This window comes from Bacillus sp. USDA818B3_A (genome assembly GCF_009928415.1).
In the GTDB taxonomy this organism is placed as follows: domain Bacteria; phylum Bacillota; class Bacilli; order Bacillales; family Cytobacillaceae; genus Neobacillus.
This window is the reverse complement of the sequence record NZ_JAABNN010000015.1, coordinates 47887-65659: the sequence shown is the minus strand read 5'-3', so window position 1 is coordinate 65659 and position 17773 is coordinate 47887. Positions and strand designations below refer to the sequence as shown.

Genomic DNA, 17773 nt, shown 5'->3' with positions numbered 1-17773 from the left:
CCGCTTTAGTTTTATGGTTGAAATAATTTTATTTTTATTATAATAACAAACTAACAATTTTTTCAGGATAGAGTGAGGGGGAGCTTTACACTCGATCTTGAAAACGTAATGGGGGAAGATAAAATGGCTTTACCTGAATCCAAACTTAGCGCACGTCCTGCGTTAAAGAAAAAGTCCAGTTATCGTTGGGTAGTCCTATTAATTATTTTCGGGGTATATTTAGTTTGTATGGCTGACCGTACCAATATCGGTGTCGTTCTGCCATTTATTAAAGAAGAATTTACACTTAATAACTTCCAAGCTGGTGCAATCGCGAGTTTCTTCTTCCTTGGGTATGCACTTACCCAAATACCAGCAGGATTCCTTCTTGGAAAGAAGGGGACACGCGGGGTTGCGGCTATTGCCATTCTAGCGTTTTCGGTGGTTACCTTCTTCCTAGGTACAGTTAAAAATGCAACAGCACTTGTTTTACTTCGCTTAGGATTAGGGGTTGCAGAAGGTCCTGCTCCAGTTAGTTTGACTTCAACCATTAACCAGTGGTTCCCGGCAAAAGAAAAGGCCACTGCAACAGGTGTTTACATTGCTTCTACACAGCTGGCTCCAATCCTTGTCCCGATTATTGCAGCATGGATTGCTGTTGAACATGGCTGGCGTTCAGTGTTCTTCTGGTTCGCGATTCCTGGTATTGTAATGGCGCTTGTTTGGTACCTATTCGTTCGTTCAAAACCAGAAGACAGCCCGCAAGTTTCTGAGGCTGAATTGAATTATATCCGTCAAAGTGAAACGGTTGAAGAAGTTAAGGAAGGCGGACGTACATCTCTTGGCTGGATTGATAAATTGATCCGTTATCAAAAAGTAGAACCGCTGACAACTAATAAAAGTATCTATAAGTCTTGGAATATTTGGGGTAATACACTTTCTTACTTTTTCATGAATAGTGTTTTATACGGAATGTTAACCTGGGTTCCTATGTATCTTGTTAATGCAAAAGGCTATTCCATTATGAAAATGGGCTTCTTGGCATCCACCCCTGCAATCGGTGGTTTAGTGGGTGCAATTTTAGGCGGAATTATTTCAGACCGAGTATTCTTAAAGAGACGTAAGCCTACTATGTTACTTACAGCATTGCTTACTGCCATTATGATGCTTGTTGTAATGAACATTCCCAACAGCTCTGTACTCGTTGCTCCGTGTTTAGGTTTATCAGGTTTCTTCTTAAATATCGGCTGGCCGGCATTCACAGCATATCCAATGGGATTAACTACGAGAGATACTTATCCAGTTGCCATTGCTACTATAAACAGCGGAGGTAACTTGGGTGGATTCTTCTCTCCAATGATCGTTGGTGCCATCCTTGATGCGACTGGCAACTACAACCTTGCCTTCGGATTCTTTGGAGTGTTGCTAGTATTAGGATTTATTGTTATCTCAACGTTAAAAGAACCTGTTCAAAAATAATTAGATTGATAAATACTGTTTGAAAAAAAATGAATAATTCGGCAGGGCTTAGAATTCTTTCTAAGCTCTTTTTTCTATTAGTTTGTCTAACATTATATAACGGTAAAGTATTGAAATAGGGTGGGCTAGGATCAAGAGGGTCCGCACTATCGGTTAGGGAATCAGGTTAAGCACCAGGTCTGATAAATAGACGGAAAAATTTCGCTTAACTAGTAATTATTTTAAAAAGAGTCTTAAATAGACGGAGAGATTCCGCCTAATGACTCGGAAAGCTCAGAAATAAGAGATTTTGCTTTGCATAATCGGAAAACCTTCCCTTATATGCCCCGAAACGAGCTCCATTCTGCATCTAACGGAAAAATCTCCGTTTATTTCCCTTTGCTGGTTACTCGATTAAGGACAAGACACCTTATTTAAAAGGGGGTGAGTACAAGAGAACCCGGAGTCCATAAATGAACTGAATAAATAATTTGAGAGATTGAAAAAGCCGATTTACCCATGTCTCTGGAGTGAATCGGCTTTTTTTCAAGGGGTACGAAATACACTGTGGTAAACGGTCCATCATTAAGGAGATAATGGAAAATCTAGTAGTGATTCTTACTAAATGCAATTAATAAAAAGCGGCATCTACAAATTGAGCGGTTTGGATGCTGCCGCCGATGATGACGAGGGAGTGGGTAAGCATTTGTCCGTTTGGTTTTTGTTGGGCACCTTTGAGTAGCATTCCGTCAGTTATACCGGTTGCTACAAAAAAGCAATCATCAGATTGGACAATATCATCGATTGTAAACACTTTGCTTGGGTTAGAAATTCCCATCTTGATACATCGGTTATATTCTTCCTCATCTTGAGGCTGAAGGATGGCTTGGAAGTCTCCCCCTAAGCATTTTAACGCTGCGGCCGCGATTACTCCCTCAGGAGCCCCGCCAGTCCCAACCAATAGGTCAACGTCATAAACATCTAATGCTGTTGCCACAGCTCCAGTGATATCGACGTCTGAAAATAGACTTACACGGGCTCCGGCTGCAAAGACCTCATTAATTAATCCTTCATGGCGAGGGCGGTCCTGAATCATGACAGTGAGGTCCTCCACTTTTTTTCCTAGTGCATCAGCGACGTTGTGCATATTTTCTGTTAAAGAGCGAGTAATATCAATACAGCCTTTCGCTTTTGGGCCTACAGCCAGCTTCTTCATATACATATCGGGTGCGTGTAATAATGTGCCGCGTTTAGCCGCTGCGATAACAGCGAGTGAATTGGCTTGGCCTTTTGCCATTAAGGTGGTCCCTTCAATTGGATCCACAGCAATATCCACTTCTGGTCCATTCCCGGTCCCTAATTGTTCATTAATATAAAGCATAGGGGCTTCGTCCATCTCGCCCTCGCCAATGACGATCACACCAGTCATATCAATTTGATTCATCCGATTTCGCATGGCTTCAGTTCCTGCCCCATCTGCCTCATTCTTATTCCCTCTGCCAATCCAGTAATAGGAAGCGATAACGGCTTGCTGTGAGGCCTCAAGAAACTCCGTAACAAGTGCGCGGTTACAAACGGTATTATCCACTTTGTTTTTTAGCAGCATATCAATACCTCCTCGAAATTTTAGAAAAAAAGGCTGTTAAACTATCGATTTTTAGTTCAACAGCCTGCTATTAGATGAAAATCGACCTTGTTTTTGTTTGAAAAATGGCCTTGTAAATCTCTATCAGCGGATCTTCACTTTTATCAGCGAATGGAAAAGATGGACTACACAAGCTTTACTCCTGCATTTACAACAATTTTCTTAGCTTGGTTGACGATGTTTTCCACCGTAAATCCAAAATGCTTCATGAGCTCTTCGCCCGGGGCAGAGGCGCCGAAGGTATTGATACCAATGATTTTTCCATCCGGTCCAACATATCTCTGCCATCCGAACGTTGAACCCATTTCACAGGCTAAACGGCGCGGATTTGACCATGGAAGAACGGAATACCGATAATCCTCTGATTGTTGTTCAAATAACTCCCAGCTTGGCATACTGACTACAGAAGCATCAATTCCAATTTGCGCGAGCTCTTTGCGGGCCTCAACCAGAAGAGAAACCTCTGAACCAGTACCGATTAAGATTACATCAGCTCTTTTTCCTTCGGATTCAACTAAAACATAACCGCCTCTCTTGACTCCCACGCGGGCCTTCTCTTGGCTTCCCGGTAAAATCGGTAGGTTCTGACGGCTTAAAACAAGCATAACCGGGTTATCCTTTTGGCTTAAAGCGTAGCGGTATGACTCTGCCGTTTCGTTAGCATCAGCAGGTCGAATGACGGTCACGCCAGGCATGGCACGGAAAGAGGATATTTGTTCGACAGGTTCATGGGTCGGACCATCTTCACCAACTGCAATGGAATCATGCGTCATCACATAGGTTACCGGAATACCCATTAAGGCAGCCGAACGAACCGCAGAGCGCAGATAATCAGAAAAGACGAAGAATGTTCCACCAAACGGCTGGACTCCGCCGTGCAAGGCCATTCCATTCAAAATGCCGCCCATCGCGAACTCACGGACACCGAACCAAATATTTTTCCCTGCGTAATTGGAAGCTGTAAAATCCCCTTCATTTTTTAGCATTGTTTTATTAGAAGAAGCCAAGTCAGCAGAACCGCCAAAAAGAGTAGGGAGATTCTTAGAAATTTGATTAAGAGCCGTACCCGATGCATCACGTGTAGCCGCTGCCTTATGGTCTTCGTTGTAAAGCTCTAATGCGTGGTCCCAGTTTGCAGGTAAACTGTTGTACACAACAGCTTCCACTTCTTCTTGTAATTCGGGATATTCCTGATAGTAACGTTGTAGGGTTTCAAACCATTCATTTTCTAACTGGGCACCCTGCTTACGGTAAACTTCTTTAAGTTCTTCTACTTCTTCTGGAAGAGTAAAAGGAGGAAGGTCCCAATTGTAGTTTTGCTTAACTAATGCAGCTTCGGCAGCGCCTAGCGGGGAACCATGTACCGCAGAAGAACCTGCTTTATTTGGACTGCCATAGCCAATAACGGTTTTCACTTCAATAAGAGTGGGTTTATTTTTCTCAAGCTTCGCTTCCACAATCGCATTATTGAGTGCTTCGAGATCATTTCCGTCTTCTACAACAAGCGTTTGCCAGCCACAGGAACGGAATCGTGCCTGAACATCCTCTGAAAACGCTTTATCCAAGTCGCCGTCGAGGGAGATATTATTGGAATCATAGAGTAAGATCAGCTTTCCTAATTGCAGATGACCGGCAAGAGAAGCAGCTTCATAAGAAATTCCCTCCATTAAACAGCCGTCACCGCACAAGAGGTAGGTATAATGATCTACAATCGGATAATTCGGGCGGTTATATAAAGCAGCTAAATGGGCTTCGGTCATCGCCATTCCGACTCCCATCGCAATACCTTGGCCAAGCGGGCCTGTTGTAGCATCAACCCCAGCTGTATGCTTATATTCCGGATGACCAGGGGTTAAGCTGCCCATTTGGCGGAATTGCTGCAGTTCAGACATCGGCAAGTCATAACCAAATACATGGAGTAAACTGTAAAGAAGGGCGGAACCATGCCCGGCAGAAAGGATAAAGCGGTCGCGATCAAACCACTCTGGATTCGTTGGGCTGAATTTAAGATGATTTTTCCATAAAGCTGTGACAGCAGGGGCAGCTCCCATGGGCAGCCCAGGGTGACCGGACTTTGATTTTTCAATCATATCAATAGAAAGGACACGTAATGATTGAACTACTTGATTATCTAATTTCATGGCTAATCGCTTCCTTTTACAATTTAATTGTTTGATAGATAAGTAAAGTTAGCAGCAAGAACCCTGAAGCAAGTACTCTTTCTCTTTATCCATGATTTGATCAATTTTCCGTGCTGAGTTTCCGCCTTGGAAAGAAACAGAAAGGTACGCTTCGACAATTTTCTTTGCCAGCTCAGGCCCGACGATTTTTGACCCCATGGTAATGATTTGGGCATTATTGCTAAGTTGTGCACGCTCTGCAGAGTAAACATCATGACATTGAGCAGAACGGATACCAGGTACTTTATTGGCGGCAATCGACATGCCGATGCCTGTTCCACATAATAGGATGCCGCGTTCTAAACTCCCCTTTGTAATATCAGTTGCTACATTAAAAGCAAGGCCCGGATAATCTACCTCTTCTTCAGAATGGCAGCCATAATCTTCAACAGTGTGGCCTAAGCCTTCGATATATGCTTTGACTTCTTCTTTCAATTGAAATGCATTGTGATCTGAACCAATTCCGATTTTCATTTAACTCCAACTCCCTTTTTGTTTTATCTAACTGTATTTTTTCATTTTCTTTCGATTTTGTCAATAATTTTTTCGATAAATGATAAATAATGAAAATAAATGAAAGTATTAAAGGTGAAATGATGAAAAAACATAATAATTTTAACCGGTTTATAGAGTGGATCATGTGTAATGGTTGAAGAAATCAGGAAGGTATAGCTGAGGGAGCCTCAATATATATAATAAGGAAGAAACCTATATTTTAGGGGCTTGTGTTTTCATTTAGTTCTTTCATTATTAATTAAAGTTCTTTCATTTTTTGTTGTTTTTATAAATTTAAAATAGTAATTGACAAATAACGAAAATAACAATAAGATATGTTTATAGAATAATTGAAAACGTTATTAAAACTGATAAACATGAAGATTTAGAATACTACCTTTAAGGAGCGATAATTATGACAAACATAAAAAAACCAATCGTTGCAATCACTATCGGAGACCCAGCTGGAATCGGCCCTGAAATTACTGTCGATACCATGATGAATCAAAAAGTGTACGAAGAATCAAATCCTTTCCTTATTGGATCAGTCGATATTGTTAAACGTGCTATGGAAGTAAAAAACTGCAACTTTGCCATTAATAAAATTGAAAAGCCATCTGAAGGTAAGTTTGAATTTGGAACGATCGATGTTCTTGAAACGGGTGATTATGATTGTGCCAGCATCGAATACGGAAAAGTTCAAAAATTGGCTGGCCAGATGTCTTATGATTATGTTGTAAAATCGATCGAATTAGGTATGAATAAAGAAGTTGACGTTGTTGCAACAGCTCCTATCCATAAAGAAGCGATTAAGCTATGCGGAGTTAAACAACCTGGCCACACTGAAATTTACGGCGAATTAACAAATTCACCATATGCGTTAACAATGTTTAACTGCCACAACCTAAAAGTATTCTTTGTAAGCCGCCACAAAGCGCTTAAAGAAGCTTGTGATTATGCAAATAAAGAAAGGGTCTTAGATTGCGTACAGCAAATTCAAAATGAAATGGTCGGAATTGGTCTAACAAATGCGAAAATCGCTGTAGCTGCACTTAATCCACATGCTTCCGATGGCGGTCTTTTCGGAACAGAAGAAGCGGAGCATCTCATTCCAGCGGTTAAAGCTGCACAAGAACTTGGTATCAATGCTGTAGGTCCGGTACCGGCCGATTCAGTATTCATGCTTGGATTAAGAGGAAATTATGATGCGATTCTTTCTCTTTACCATGACCAAGGCCACATTGCTTGTAAGACTTACGATTTTGAGAAGTCAATTACAATTACATGGGGCTTGCCATTCATGAGAAGCTCCGTTGACCATGGAACTGCATATGACATTGCAGGTAAGGGGATTGCTGGAACGATCAGTATGCACGAGGCTACATTAGTTGCTATTGATTACTGGAAAAAGAAGCAGGAAGCACTTGTTGCTCAAGGATAAATGAATGTTATCCTCAAACAGGAAGGGATATTTCCCCTTGTTTGAGGTTCTTTTTAAATAAAAAGGGGAGGGGAAGTTATGTGTAAAATCGGTATAGTTGCAGATGATTTAACCGGAGCAACTACAGTTGGCGTCCTGTTAGCACGAGCCGGGATTTCAACTGCTGCATTTTTTAATGAGCAATCCCTTGATTCAGACAAAGGGCATATAGCGATGGTCCTAAGCAGCGACAGCCGGGCGCTGCCAAAGGAGGCCGCACAGCAAAAAGTAAAATCAGCCGTTGCCGCCTTGAAAGAAAAAGGCGCGGTTTATTTTTCAAAAAGAATTGATACAACTTTAAGAGGCGGAATTGGCTTTGAAGTAGATGCCATGCTTGAGGAATTGAGCTCGGATACGATTGCTGTCATGGTGCCATCGATGCCGCAATCAAGACGGATTGTCGTCGGTGGATATTCCGTGATTGATGGGGTAGCCCTGTCAAAAACGCCGGTTGCCAACGATGTCAGAACACCAGTTACCGAATCGCATGTCCCAACCTTAATGTCCGAGCAAACCGCACATCAAATTGGTTTTGTGCCACTCAGTGCCTTGTTGGCAGGAAAAGAAGCGTTAAAGAATAAGTTACAAAGTGAGCGTGACCATGGTGCGAGATTCATCATTGCCGATGCTATTTCAATCGAAGATGTGGAAGCGATTGCGCAAGCGGTTACTGAATTAGAATGGAATGTACTAGCCGTTGACCCTGGTCCGTTTTCAGAGAAACTGGCGGTTGCAAGGGGGTTTGTGGCAGAAGATAATGAAACCGACTGCGGCGAGATTTCCGAGGATGTGATTAGCGGAACCATTCTAGCCGTTGCTGGAAGTGCTACTCCTGTTACTAAAGTTCAGTTGAAAGCGTTGTCGGAAAAAGAATTTACCTGCCAGGTGCCAATTTCTGCGGAGGCCCTCATCGACCAAACTGGCACGGCGCCAGTTGAAATTAATCGTGCTGCAACGGAGACGTTAAGGAAGGTCGGAAGTATGAAGTCAAACGTCATTATGCTTGAAACCGCTTTAACAGGAAATGTTCTTAATCTTGCGGCGCGGGAAAAAGAACTCGGTCTTCAGCCAGGCCAGGCAGCGAATAATATTAACCGGGGTTTAGGAGAAATTGTTGCAGGAGTATTAAGCCACGGTCTTGAGGACGTCAAAGGTATTTACATGACCGGCGGTGATACGATGGTTAATGTTTTAAACGTATTAGGTGCTAAGGGAATTGAGCTGCTTGATTATGTTATTCCTCAAGCAGACCTCGGCCGGATAATCGGCGGTAAATATGACGGGCTGGTAGTGGTTGGAAAAGGCGGATTGACGGGTGCTAACGGCACAGCGATTGATATCGTAAAGAGGATCTGCAAGGAAGCATCAAAGGGGTATCAGCAAGAAGCAGTGCACGCTTAATATTCTTTGTTGCAGAACTGTATAGGTTTCGTAAAGCAGTGCGATCTTAAAATCGTGCTGCTTTTTGTTTTAGAGAGTATCTCCATGAACGAGCGGAGCTGAAAAAGAGAAGCGGTGGCAGGCAGAGGGTGTCTTTGTGGCAGCAACCGGTAGAAAAGATAAAGAAGGGCCACGCAGAGAGCATCCACGTGACCTGACAGATAAGACTACGATTTTGAAAGAAATTCCTCAACATCATTTATGATTGGTTCAAATAATGATAGATCCCAAGCAGAGCGGCCGATGAACAGGCCATTTACATTTTGTCCTCTTAGGTAACCAATTGCATTCCCGCGGTTTACACTTCCGCCAAACAAAATTGGCATTTCACCACCGATGTCTCCGAATAGTTCAACCAGCACCTTTCGAATATGATCATGCATTTGATGGACATAGTCAGCTGGTGCCTCTGTACCACCTGCACCGATCGCCCAAACGGGTTCATAAGCTACTAAGACATTCTTTGCTTGAGCAGGTGTAAGATCTTTTAAACAGATTTTTAACTGGATGGAAAGCGATTCCCCACTTACTCCGTTTTCCTTGTCCTCGAGCTTTTCACCAATACAGAGAAGGGGAATGATCTCCTTATCTATGGCTGCATGAACTTTCTTATTTAAATCAATATCATTTTCATTATAGTACTGCCGTCTTTCTGAGTGGCCCAGTTCAACCAAGTCGATGCCAATTTCCTTTAGCATTGTTGGCGAAATCTCACCTGTAAAAGGACCTTCCTCTTCCCAATGCATATTTTGTGCGCCTAATAGAATGTTAGAATCTAGTTCTGCTCTTAGAGTGGTTAATGCAGTATAAGGCGGAATGAAGAAAAGCTGCATCCGGCTATCTTTCCCTTGGGCAATTTCTTGAAGCTTACGGCAATACTCCCTGCCTTCTTTAATTGATTTATGCATTTTCCAATTTGTACCGATATAAACTTTATTCATATTTGAGCACCTTCTTATTAAGGAATGATCTTTATAAAAAATCTAAAAGATTACTTTAATTTTATCTTTTATTATCGATATCTGTCAATTGTTGTGTTAAAGTTAAGTAAAGAAAAATAAACGAAAACACGATTAAATAGAGAATGAAGAGAAATATGCAAAAAAATCTTAAAAATCAAGACTTTTCAACTATTTTCCTATATAAAATGATTGATTTTTTTATTTAATATGAGAGAATTATTAATACAATAATCGAAAGTAATTGAAAGGGTGAAAATATGTTTGCTGACCAACGCAGAAATATAATTCTCGAGATACTAACAGAAAAAGGAACGGTCACCGTTAATGAATTAACTAGTTTACTCAATATTTCTGCAGCTACCATTCGCTCTGATTTGAATCAAATGGAAAAGCAGGGTATGCTGATCCGGACTCATGGCGGTGCTATGGTCAAAGGGGAAGAACCGGATTCCGTTGATAAAAAATATGAGATTCGTGAAAAGAAATTCAGAGAGGAAAAACACCAAATTGGTTATGCTGCCTTTCAACATGTTCAAGAGGGCCAGTGTATTCTGTTAGATGCAAGTACGACCTGTTTTGAACTTGCTAAATTTATCCGTGATTCAAAAATGAGACTTACTGTAGTTACCAGCGGCATTGCGACAGCCGCGATGTTGAAGGAGAATCCTTATTTAACGGTAATCATTATTGGCGGTATTGTCCGTAACTCTTCAAATTCTGTGGAAGGGCTCTTAGGAGAAGAACTTTTAAGAAAAATTAACATTGATGTGTTGTTCACTTCGGCTTATGCCTTTAATACACGGGACGGGCTCTCGGATTTTAGTCTTTATGAAGTGGAGTTAAAGAGAATTATGGTTTCAGAAGCCAATAAAGTAATTGCCTTACTTGACCATAGTAAAATCAATAAAAGTTCTATTGCAACTTTTGCTCGTACGGATCAAATTGATCACCTGATAACCGATCGGGAAGTATCCGAAGAAGTTCGTGATTACCTCGATTCCAAAAATATTGGAATAGAAGTGGCCTAATATTGTTTTTTATATTGAAAGCGCAAACAAGAAGGGTGTCAGATATCATGTATTTACATGGTGACTGATACCTTTTTTTATGTAATGGGGGTCTTCCATACCAGAAAAAATCTCTAATTTTTTTAATTACAAAAAGGCTTTAATTAATTAAATATTCTATTAAAGTAGTCTGTTACTTTATATGATTGGCTTATATCTATTGTGCTTTTAGGGTGAAGCGTTTTCAAAGTAATAACTAGTTTTTCTTCTAGACGAAAATAATATTATTTGAAAAGGGAGAGGTAATCATGGAAACATTGCGTGATCAAGCGTTACAAATGCACAGGGATAAACAAGGGAAATTAGAAGTGAAAGCTAAAGTAGAGATTAAGAATGCACATGATTTGAGTTTAGCGTATTCACCTGGTGTCGCAGAGCCTTGTATGGAAATCTATGAAGATCCAAAAAGAGTATATGAATACACGATGAAAGGCAACACCATTGCTGTCGTTTCAGATGGTTCGGCGGTATTAGGGCTTGGGAATATTGGACCGGAAGCAGCGATGCCAGTCATGGAAGGCAAAGCAGCTTTATTTAAGAGTTTTGCTAACGTAGATGCATTCCCTATTTGTTTAAATACGCAGGATGTTGAAGAAATAATTGAAACAGTAAAGCGTCTTGAACCAACATTTGGCGGGGTAAATTTAGAAGATATTTCAGCTCCAAGATGCTTTGAAATAGAAGAACGGTTGAAAAAAGAAACCAATATCCCTATTTTTCACGATGACCAACATGGGACAGCCATTGTCACTGTTGCCGGATTAGTAAATGCTCTTAAACTAGTAGATAAGAAAATGGATGAAATCAAAGTAGTCATAAATGGAGCGGGAGCTGCGGGTGTAGCCATTGCCCAACTGCTCAATCGTTTTGGTGTATATGATGTCATTCTATGCGATACAAAAGGTGCCATTTTTGAAAATCGTGAATATGGAATGAATCCAATAAAAGAAAAGATTGCTAGACAGACGAATCGTAACCATGCAGAGGGAAGTCTAGAGGAAGTCATTGTTGGTGCAGATGTTTTTGTTGGTGTATCTGTTGCAGGTGCAATAACAAAGGAAATGATTTTAACGATGAGAAGAGATGCGATTATTTTTGCAATGGCAAACCCTGTTCCGGAAATTATGCCAGATGAGGCAAAAGCTGCAGGAGCAAAAGTAATCGGAACAGGCCGTTCTGATTTTCCAAATCAGGTCAATAATGTGCTGGCCTTTCCAGGGATTTTCCGGGGCGCTCTAGATGTTCAAGCAACAGAAATAAATGAAGAAATGAAAAAGGCTGCAGTCTACGCTATTTCTTCACTCATTTCAGAAGAACAACTCTCAGAAGACTATGTGATCCCTAATCCTTTTGATGACCGAGTGGCATCTGAGGTAGCAAAAGCTGTTGCAGCTGCCGCTGTAGAAACAGGTGTAGCAAGGAAATACTTTGCAACCGTGTAAAAGTGACTTTAGGTGACAGGCACCATTTTTGGTGCTCTTTCGCTAACTTGATGATTGATGAAAAAGGCTGCTTGAAGTTCTTTTATGAGCTTAGCGGCCTTTTGTCATTTTATGCATAAGTCTTATGCATACTATGATTATGATAAAACCTGGAGGAGAGTATGAAGAAAGGCAAACTTAGTTTACAAGCGATTATTATTATATTTGTATGCGTTGTCGTCGCTTTATCACTTGGAATAACTGATTTAATTATAAGCAAACGAATTACCGCCAGTGTGGAAGAAACGCAGAAAGATAAGGCCTTAAATGTTGCCAAAATGATTGCCATCAGCCCGCAGGTGATAGGAGCTTTTGAAGGGAAAGTTAACAAGAAAGAAGTACAAATATTAACCAATCAAATAAGAGAAAAAACCCATGTTAACTTCGTTGTCGTTATGGATATGAAAGGAATCCGGCTTTCCCACCCGGACCCTAGTGAAGTGGGGAAGCACTTCAGGGGAGGGGATGAAGGACCTGTTCTTAAAGGGAAGGAATATGTTTCCATTTCAAAAGGGACACTGGGTCGATCTATGCGGGCATTTACGCCAATAAAGAATTCAGATGGAAAACAAGTCGGTGCGGTTGCTGTTGGAATTTCTTTAGAAAATGTTACAAAGGCGGTACATAAAGGACGGATGGGGATCTTTATGGGGACGTTAATCGGAATCCTAATCGGTGTAATCGGTGCAGTGGGCCTGGCAAGATACATCAAAAAAATCCTTTTAGGGCTCGAGCCATTCGCTATTGCTAAACTGCTTGAAGAACGCAGTTCCATGCTTCATTCTGTGCGTGAAGGAATAATAGCCATCGACCAAGAAGGGAAAATCACACTTGTAAACAGGGCAGCGGGTAAGCTTTTTGAGAGAGCCGGTCTGGAAGAGAATCCTATGGGGCGGAACATTGAAGATTATTTGCCGGAGACTCGATTAACTCACATCATAAAAACGGGTGAAACCGAATTGGACCAAGAGCAAAACCTGAATGGGGTGACCATTTTAGTAAACAGAGTTCCGGTAGTTGTGGAAAATGAGTCGGTGGGAGCCATCGCTACATTCCGTGATAAGACCGAAGTCCGTTTGCTGGCCGAACAGCTCACAGGTGTGCGTAACTATGCGGATGCTCTTCGTGCCCAGGCACATGAATTCATGAACAAACTTCATGTCATACTAGGCTTGGTTCGAACGGAACAATATGATACACTTGCTAACTATGTGAGTGAAACGGTACACATGCGGGAAACCGAAATGGGCTTTGTAACGAAGAAAATTAAAGACCCTGTCCTTGCCGGGTTCTTAATAGGCAAACTAAGCTTTGCCAGAGAATCAGGTGCTTCTTTATCATTTGATTGTGTAAGCATGCTTCCCAAGCCTGCAAACTCGGAAATCACCCATGAGCTGATCACCATCATTGGGAATCTCTTTGATAATGCAATGGAGGCCATTGCGGACAGTCCAAACAAAAAAGTTGAACTTAAACTTGATTTTGCAGAAGATATTTTAACTATCGAGGTCAAAGACACAGGGATGGGAATGACGAATTCACTCCAAAGTAAAATATTGGATAAAGGTTTCTCTACAAAAGGAGAAAACCGAGGGTTCGGGTTATATCTTTTGACACAGGCAATTGAAAGGCTCGAAGGGGACCTGATTATTTCTTCCAAGCTTGGGAAGGGAACAAACTTTGCCGTGTATATACCTTATAAAGCAGAGGATGAATGGAATGATTAATGTAATGATTGTCGAAGATGACCCGATGGTCGCAGAAATCAATAAACAATATCTAGCTAGAATTGATGGGTTCCGGCTGGCTGCAACAGCTAATTCAGTAGCTGAAGCCATCCGATATTTGGCGAAGAGTGATATTCAGCTCATTCTTCTGGATATTTTTATGCCGGGAAAGCAGGGGCTGGAGCTGTTAGCATACCTTCGGGAAAATGACCTTGAAATTGATGTCATCATCATTTCAGCAGCTTCAGATCTTGAACGAATAAAGAAGGCATTAAGGTATGGGGTGGTCGACTATTTAATTAAGCCTTTCGAGTTTGAACGGTTTAACGCGGCACTTGCTGCTTACCTTGAGCAGACTCGGTTCATTGATAAACAGGATTCGGTCAGTCAGCAGGAGCTCGATCACTTACTTTTGCATAGAGACGAAGCGGTTATCACAGAAGAACTGCCAAAGGGGTTAACGAAGGATACCTTAAAGCAGATATGGGATGCGATTCAGGAATTGAAGGACGGGCCTTTTTCTACAGATGAAGTAGCAAATGTGGTAGGAATATCAAGGGTTTCAGCAAGAAAGTATCTTAATTTTCTAAAGGACATAGGAATCCTTGAAGTCAAGGTGATCTACGGGACGGTCGGAAGGCCTGTGTATCAGCATGAATATAACAAATTTAAAGAGCACTTAATAAAAAACTTTCTGTAAGCAGTTTTTGAAACTGCTTACTTTTTTTATTTACAAAAAGAATGATTAAACTTACATAATCTATGAAAACGGTTTATCTGGGAATATGATAGACACATAGTAAGACAGAGGAGGATAAAAAAATGCAAATTCCAATTAAGAAAACGCTTGATAAAATTCCAGGTGGTCTTATGGTTGTTCCACTTTTTTTAGGAGTACTAACGAATACATTTTTTCCGCAAGTATTACAAATTGGCAGTTTTACAACAGCCTTATTCAGTAAAGAAGCCTCATCAACCATTTTGGCCTGTTTTATGTTTTTGATTGGTTCACAAATTAATTTCAAATTAGCACCAAAGGCATTAAAAAAAGGTGCCATTCTATTAACAGGAAAATTTATTGTAGGTGCCGGTATTGGTTTAGCTGTAGCAGCGATTTTTGGGCCTGCTGGAATACTAGGATTAACACCATTAGCCATCCTCGCAGCGCTGTTAAATGCGAATGGCGGGTTATATGCATCCCTTGCTTCATCGTATGGTGACGAAACAGATGTAGGCGCATATGCGTTATTTTCTTTAAAAGATGGTCCATTTTTCACATTAGTGGCATTAGGTGCATCGGGTCTTGCCACCATTCCTTTTCAAACACTTCTAGGAGTATTAATTCCAATTGTAATCGGAATGATTTTAGGAAATATTGATTCCGACATGAGAAAGTTCCTTGGAAGCAGTAAATTACTATTAATCCCATTCTTCTCCTTCCCATTAGGTGCCGGAATGAATCTTTCAACGATTGTAAAAGCCGGGGGTCCTGGGATATTACTTGGATTAATCGCTGCCTTCACTGGAATTGGAGCTTACTTCCTATTAAAGTTATTTAAAGAAAACCCTATCGTTGGTTTAGCAACAGGGTCTACTGCTGGTAATGCGGTAGCTACACCAGCTGTTGTGGCGGCAGCAGATCCAACGTTAGCTGCAGTAGCATCTTCAGCTACTGCTCAAGTTGCAGCTGCATGTGTCATATCTGCTATCGTCTGTCCGATTATTGTGAGCTATGTATTTAAAAGGTCCCAAAAGAAAAAAGCCAAACAATCAATGGCAAGGGCAGCCTGACAAAGAGCAACGTAAATTTTATAAACACTGAATAAGTAGAAGATTAAACAAAGTAGTCAGAGGTTTTTCCTGTCTGCTTTGTTTAATTACAAAAAAGGGTCATTAAATTAAAAAACCTATTGTGATAAGGAAAATGTTATTAACATAGATAGGTAGAAATCTATGTTGTTCTAGTATTGTACGAAATAGCTATTTTAATATAGAAAGAAGGAAACACCGTGAATGAACTTGAGAATGTGATTATTACAACATTAAAAGGAAAAGAAGTTCTCTCAAATCCTTTTTTAAATAAAGGAACAGCCTTTACGAAAGAGGAAAGGGAAGACCTTGGACTTGACGGTCTGCTGCCTCCTCGTGTGCTCACCCTTGATGAACAAGCAAATAGGACCTATGAGCAATATCTGATGCGAACTACGAATCTATTTAAAAATGGGCTGCTTAATGATTTGTATAACCGCAATGTCGTTTTGTTTTACCGTCTTTTAAAGGACCACTTAGCAGAAATGCTCCCAATCATCTATACTCCTACTGTCGGTGATGCGATCCAGACTTACTCCCATACCTATCACCGCCCCGGAGGATTATATCTTTCCATTGATGACCCTGAGGGCATTGAAAAAGCATTCAATAATCTTGGACAGCCTAATGGCATTGATTTAATCGTCGTTACCGATTCTGAAAGCATTTTGGGTATTGGGGACCAAGGGGTAGGCGGTATTAATATTGCGATTGGTAAACTTGCCGTATACACAGCGGCAGCTGGTATTGATCCAAGCCGTGTTCTGCCAATCGTGTTGGATGTTGGTACGAACAATCAGGCATTGGTTGCCGATCCTCTCTATATTGGCAACAAATTCGCCCGTGTCCGCGGTGAGAGATATGACCAGTTCATTGATTTATTTGTTTCTGCTGCAAAAAAGTTCTTTCCAGAGGTGCTTATTCACTGGGAGGACCTTGGCAACGTAAATGCGCGTAAAATCTTGGATAAGTACGGTGACAAAATGCTTACCTTCAATGATGACATCCAGGGAACAGGGGCAGTTACCCTTGCTGCTGTGATGTCTGGGATGAAAATAACAGGAGCTAATCTGAAGGAGCAGCGTATTGTTGTCTTCGGACCAGGGGCTGGCGGTCTCGGTATAGCCGACCAAATCACAGATGCTATGGTTCTTGAGGGGCTGACCAGGGAAGAAGCCTATGACCGTTTCTGGGCGATTGACTATCGGGGGCTGCTAACGGATGAAACACCAGGTGTCTTTAACTTCCAGAAACCATATGTAAGAAAGGCGGAAGAAGTAAAGGACTGGGATATGAATGAGGATGGAATCATTTCATTAATGGAAGTCGTTCAGAAGGTGAAGCCGACCATCCTGATCGGTACTTCCGGACAAGCCGGTGCTTTCACGGAGGAAATTGTGAAAGAAATGGCCAAGCATGTTGAGCGCCCGATCATCTTACCTTTGTCCAACCCGACTGCATTGACTGAAGCGGTGCCGGAAAATCTGATGAAATGGACAGATGGCAAGGCTCTTATTGCAACTGGCAGCCCGTTTCCCAATGTGGAATACCAAGGTGTTTCCTATGAAATTGGGCAGTCAAATAACGCATTTATATTCCCAGGACTGGGTCTAGGAACGATTGTTGCAAAAGCTGAAGTAATCTCAAAAGGAATGTTTGCAGCTGCTGCATATGCAGTTGCAAGTATGTGTGACCTCAGCACAACAGGGGCATCTCTGCTGCCATCCATTGAAAAACTTCATGAAGTCTCAAAATACGTAGCTATTGAAGTAGTCAATGCTGCAATCCACGAAGGAATTGCAAGAGCGGATATCCAAGATGTTGAGACGGCTATTGAAGAGGCTATGTGGATGCCTGAGTATAAGGAAATAAAGAGCGTAGGAATTTGGACAAACATTCATTCCTATGCATGATAAATAATTGAATAGAATGCCTGTCCTCCTGGTAATGGATCAAAGTTTCGGTATACCAGGCAGTGACAGGCATTTTGTGTTTAATTAGATTTAATGGAGCCCATCCATTTATATTAATACCATTGATTATGGATCTG

13 protein-coding genes are annotated in these 17773 nt (G+C 41.3%); 9 read left to right on the top strand and 4 right to left on the bottom strand.

Annotated elements, in window-relative coordinates; all coding sequences use genetic code 11:
- The first annotated feature begins 123 nt into the window (after positions 1 to 123).
- Complete coding sequence (locus tag GXK58_RS19575; protein ID WP_160724868.1) at positions 124 to 1458, top strand: MFS transporter; 1335 nt, start codon at positions 124 to 126, stop codon at positions 1456 to 1458.
- Positions 1459 to 2068: 610 nt separating this feature from the next.
- Here GXK58_RS19575 and glpX read toward each other — a convergent pair.
- The 3 genes from glpX to rpiB form a co-directional block, all read right to left on the bottom strand.
- Positions 2069 to 3043: a class II fructose-bisphosphatase gene (gene glpX, locus GXK58_RS19570; RefSeq protein WP_160724867.1), complete on the bottom strand. Its 975-nt coding sequence runs from the start codon at positions 3041 to 3043 to the stop codon at positions 2069 to 2071.
- A 164-nt stretch (positions 3044 to 3207) separates the two neighbouring features.
- A complete protein-coding gene (gene tkt, locus GXK58_RS19565) occupies positions 3208 to 5223 on the bottom strand; it encodes a transketolase (RefSeq protein ID WP_160724866.1) in 2016 nt (671 codons plus the stop codon).
- 48 nt (positions 5224 to 5271) lie between these two features.
- Positions 5272 to 5736, bottom strand: coding sequence for a ribose 5-phosphate isomerase B (gene rpiB, locus GXK58_RS19560; protein WP_160724865.1), 465 nt, complete (start codon positions 5734 to 5736; stop codon positions 5272 to 5274).
- A 436-nt stretch (positions 5737 to 6172) separates the two neighbouring features.
- Here rpiB and pdxA point away from each other — a divergent pair, with 436 nt between their 5' ends.
- Positions 6173 to 7198, top strand: a complete 1026-nt coding sequence (pdxA, locus tag GXK58_RS19555; RefSeq protein WP_160724864.1) for a 4-hydroxythreonine-4-phosphate dehydrogenase PdxA — start codon at positions 6173 to 6175, stop codon at positions 7196 to 7198.
- Between the two features lie 78 nt (positions 7199 to 7276).
- The gene (locus tag GXK58_RS19550) at positions 7277 to 8638 is read left to right on the top strand and encodes a four-carbon acid sugar kinase family protein (RefSeq protein ID WP_160724863.1); all 1362 of its coding nucleotides are present in this window, start codon (positions 7277 to 7279) and stop codon (positions 8636 to 8638) included.
- A gap of 206 nt (positions 8639 to 8844) precedes the next feature.
- Here GXK58_RS19550 and GXK58_RS19545 read toward each other — a convergent pair whose 3' ends face one another.
- Complete coding sequence (locus GXK58_RS19545) at positions 8845 to 9618, bottom strand: triose-phosphate isomerase (protein ID WP_160724862.1); 774 nt, start codon at positions 9616 to 9618, stop codon at positions 8845 to 8847.
- Between the two features lie 278 nt (positions 9619 to 9896).
- On the opposite strand from GXK58_RS19545, the gene GXK58_RS19540 reads away from it, so the two are divergent.
- The 6 genes from GXK58_RS19540 to GXK58_RS19515 all read left to right on the top strand — a co-directional run bounded on the left by GXK58_RS19540 (position 9897) and on the right by GXK58_RS19515 (position 17636).
- Positions 9897 to 10667, top strand: coding sequence for a DeoR/GlpR family DNA-binding transcription regulator (locus GXK58_RS19540; RefSeq protein WP_160724861.1), 771 nt, complete (start codon positions 9897 to 9899; stop codon positions 10665 to 10667).
- A 287-nt stretch (positions 10668 to 10954) separates the two neighbouring features.
- Positions 10955 to 12148, top strand: coding sequence for an NAD(P)-dependent malic enzyme (locus GXK58_RS19535; RefSeq protein ID WP_160724860.1), 1194 nt, complete (start codon positions 10955 to 10957; stop codon positions 12146 to 12148).
- A 161-nt stretch (positions 12149 to 12309) separates the two neighbouring features.
- On the top strand, positions 12310 to 13914 hold the full coding sequence (dcuS, locus tag GXK58_RS19530) for a DcuS/MalK family sensor histidine kinase (protein ID WP_160724859.1): 1605 nt from the start codon (positions 12310 to 12312) through the stop codon (positions 13912 to 13914).
- Positions 13907 to 14614 carry a response regulator gene (locus tag GXK58_RS19525; protein WP_160724858.1) on the top strand — a complete coding sequence of 236 codons (708 nt, stop codon included), beginning with the start codon at positions 13907 to 13909 and terminating at the stop codon, positions 14612 to 14614. Before dcuS ends, GXK58_RS19525 begins: the two co-directional genes overlap by 8 nt.
- A gap of 122 nt (positions 14615 to 14736) precedes the next feature.
- Positions 14737 to 15705, top strand: coding sequence for a 2-keto-3-deoxygluconate permease (locus tag GXK58_RS19520; protein WP_160724857.1), 969 nt, complete (start codon positions 14737 to 14739; stop codon positions 15703 to 15705).
- A 218-nt stretch (positions 15706 to 15923) separates the two neighbouring features.
- Positions 15924 to 17636: an NAD-dependent malic enzyme gene (locus tag GXK58_RS19515; protein ID WP_160724856.1), complete on the top strand. Its 1713-nt coding sequence runs from the start codon at positions 15924 to 15926 to the stop codon at positions 17634 to 17636.
- The last annotated feature ends 137 nt before the right edge of the window (positions 17637 to 17773 follow it).

Bases quoted from the DNA above. Each gene is read 5' to 3' on its own strand.
- tkt (WP_160724866.1), bottom strand. From the start codon at position 5,223: ATGAAATTAGATAATCAAGTAGTTCAATCATTACGTGTCCTTTCTATT.
- dcuS (WP_160724859.1), top strand. From the start codon at position 12,310: ATGAAGAAAGGCAAACTTAGTTTACAAGCGATTATTATTATATTTGTA.
- GXK58_RS19535 (WP_160724860.1), top strand. From the start codon at position 10,955: ATGGAAACATTGCGTGATCAAGCGTTACAAATGCACAGGGATAAACAA.
- GXK58_RS19520 (WP_160724857.1), top strand. From the start codon at position 14,737: ATGCAAATTCCAATTAAGAAAACGCTTGATAAAATTCCAGGTGGTCTT.
- GXK58_RS19540 (WP_160724861.1), top strand. From the start codon at position 9,897: ATGTTTGCTGACCAACGCAGAAATATAATTCTCGAGATACTAACAGAA.
- GXK58_RS19550 (WP_160724863.1), top strand. From the start codon at position 7,277: ATGTGTAAAATCGGTATAGTTGCAGATGATTTAACCGGAGCAACTACA.
- GXK58_RS19525 (WP_160724858.1), top strand. From the start codon at position 13,907: ATGATTAATGTAATGATTGTCGAAGATGACCCGATGGTCGCAGAAATC.
- rpiB (WP_160724865.1), bottom strand. From the start codon at position 5,736: ATGAAAATCGGAATTGGTTCAGATCACAATGCATTTCAATTGAAAGAA.
- GXK58_RS19545 (WP_160724862.1), bottom strand. From the start codon at position 9,618: ATGAATAAAGTTTATATCGGTACAAATTGGAAAATGCATAAATCAATT.
- glpX (WP_160724867.1), bottom strand. From the start codon at position 3,043: ATGCTGCTAAAAAACAAAGTGGATAATACCGTTTGTAACCGCGCACTT.
- GXK58_RS19575 (WP_160724868.1), top strand. From the start codon at position 124: ATGGCTTTACCTGAATCCAAACTTAGCGCACGTCCTGCGTTAAAGAAA.
- pdxA (WP_160724864.1), top strand. From the start codon at position 6,173: ATGACAAACATAAAAAAACCAATCGTTGCAATCACTATCGGAGACCCA.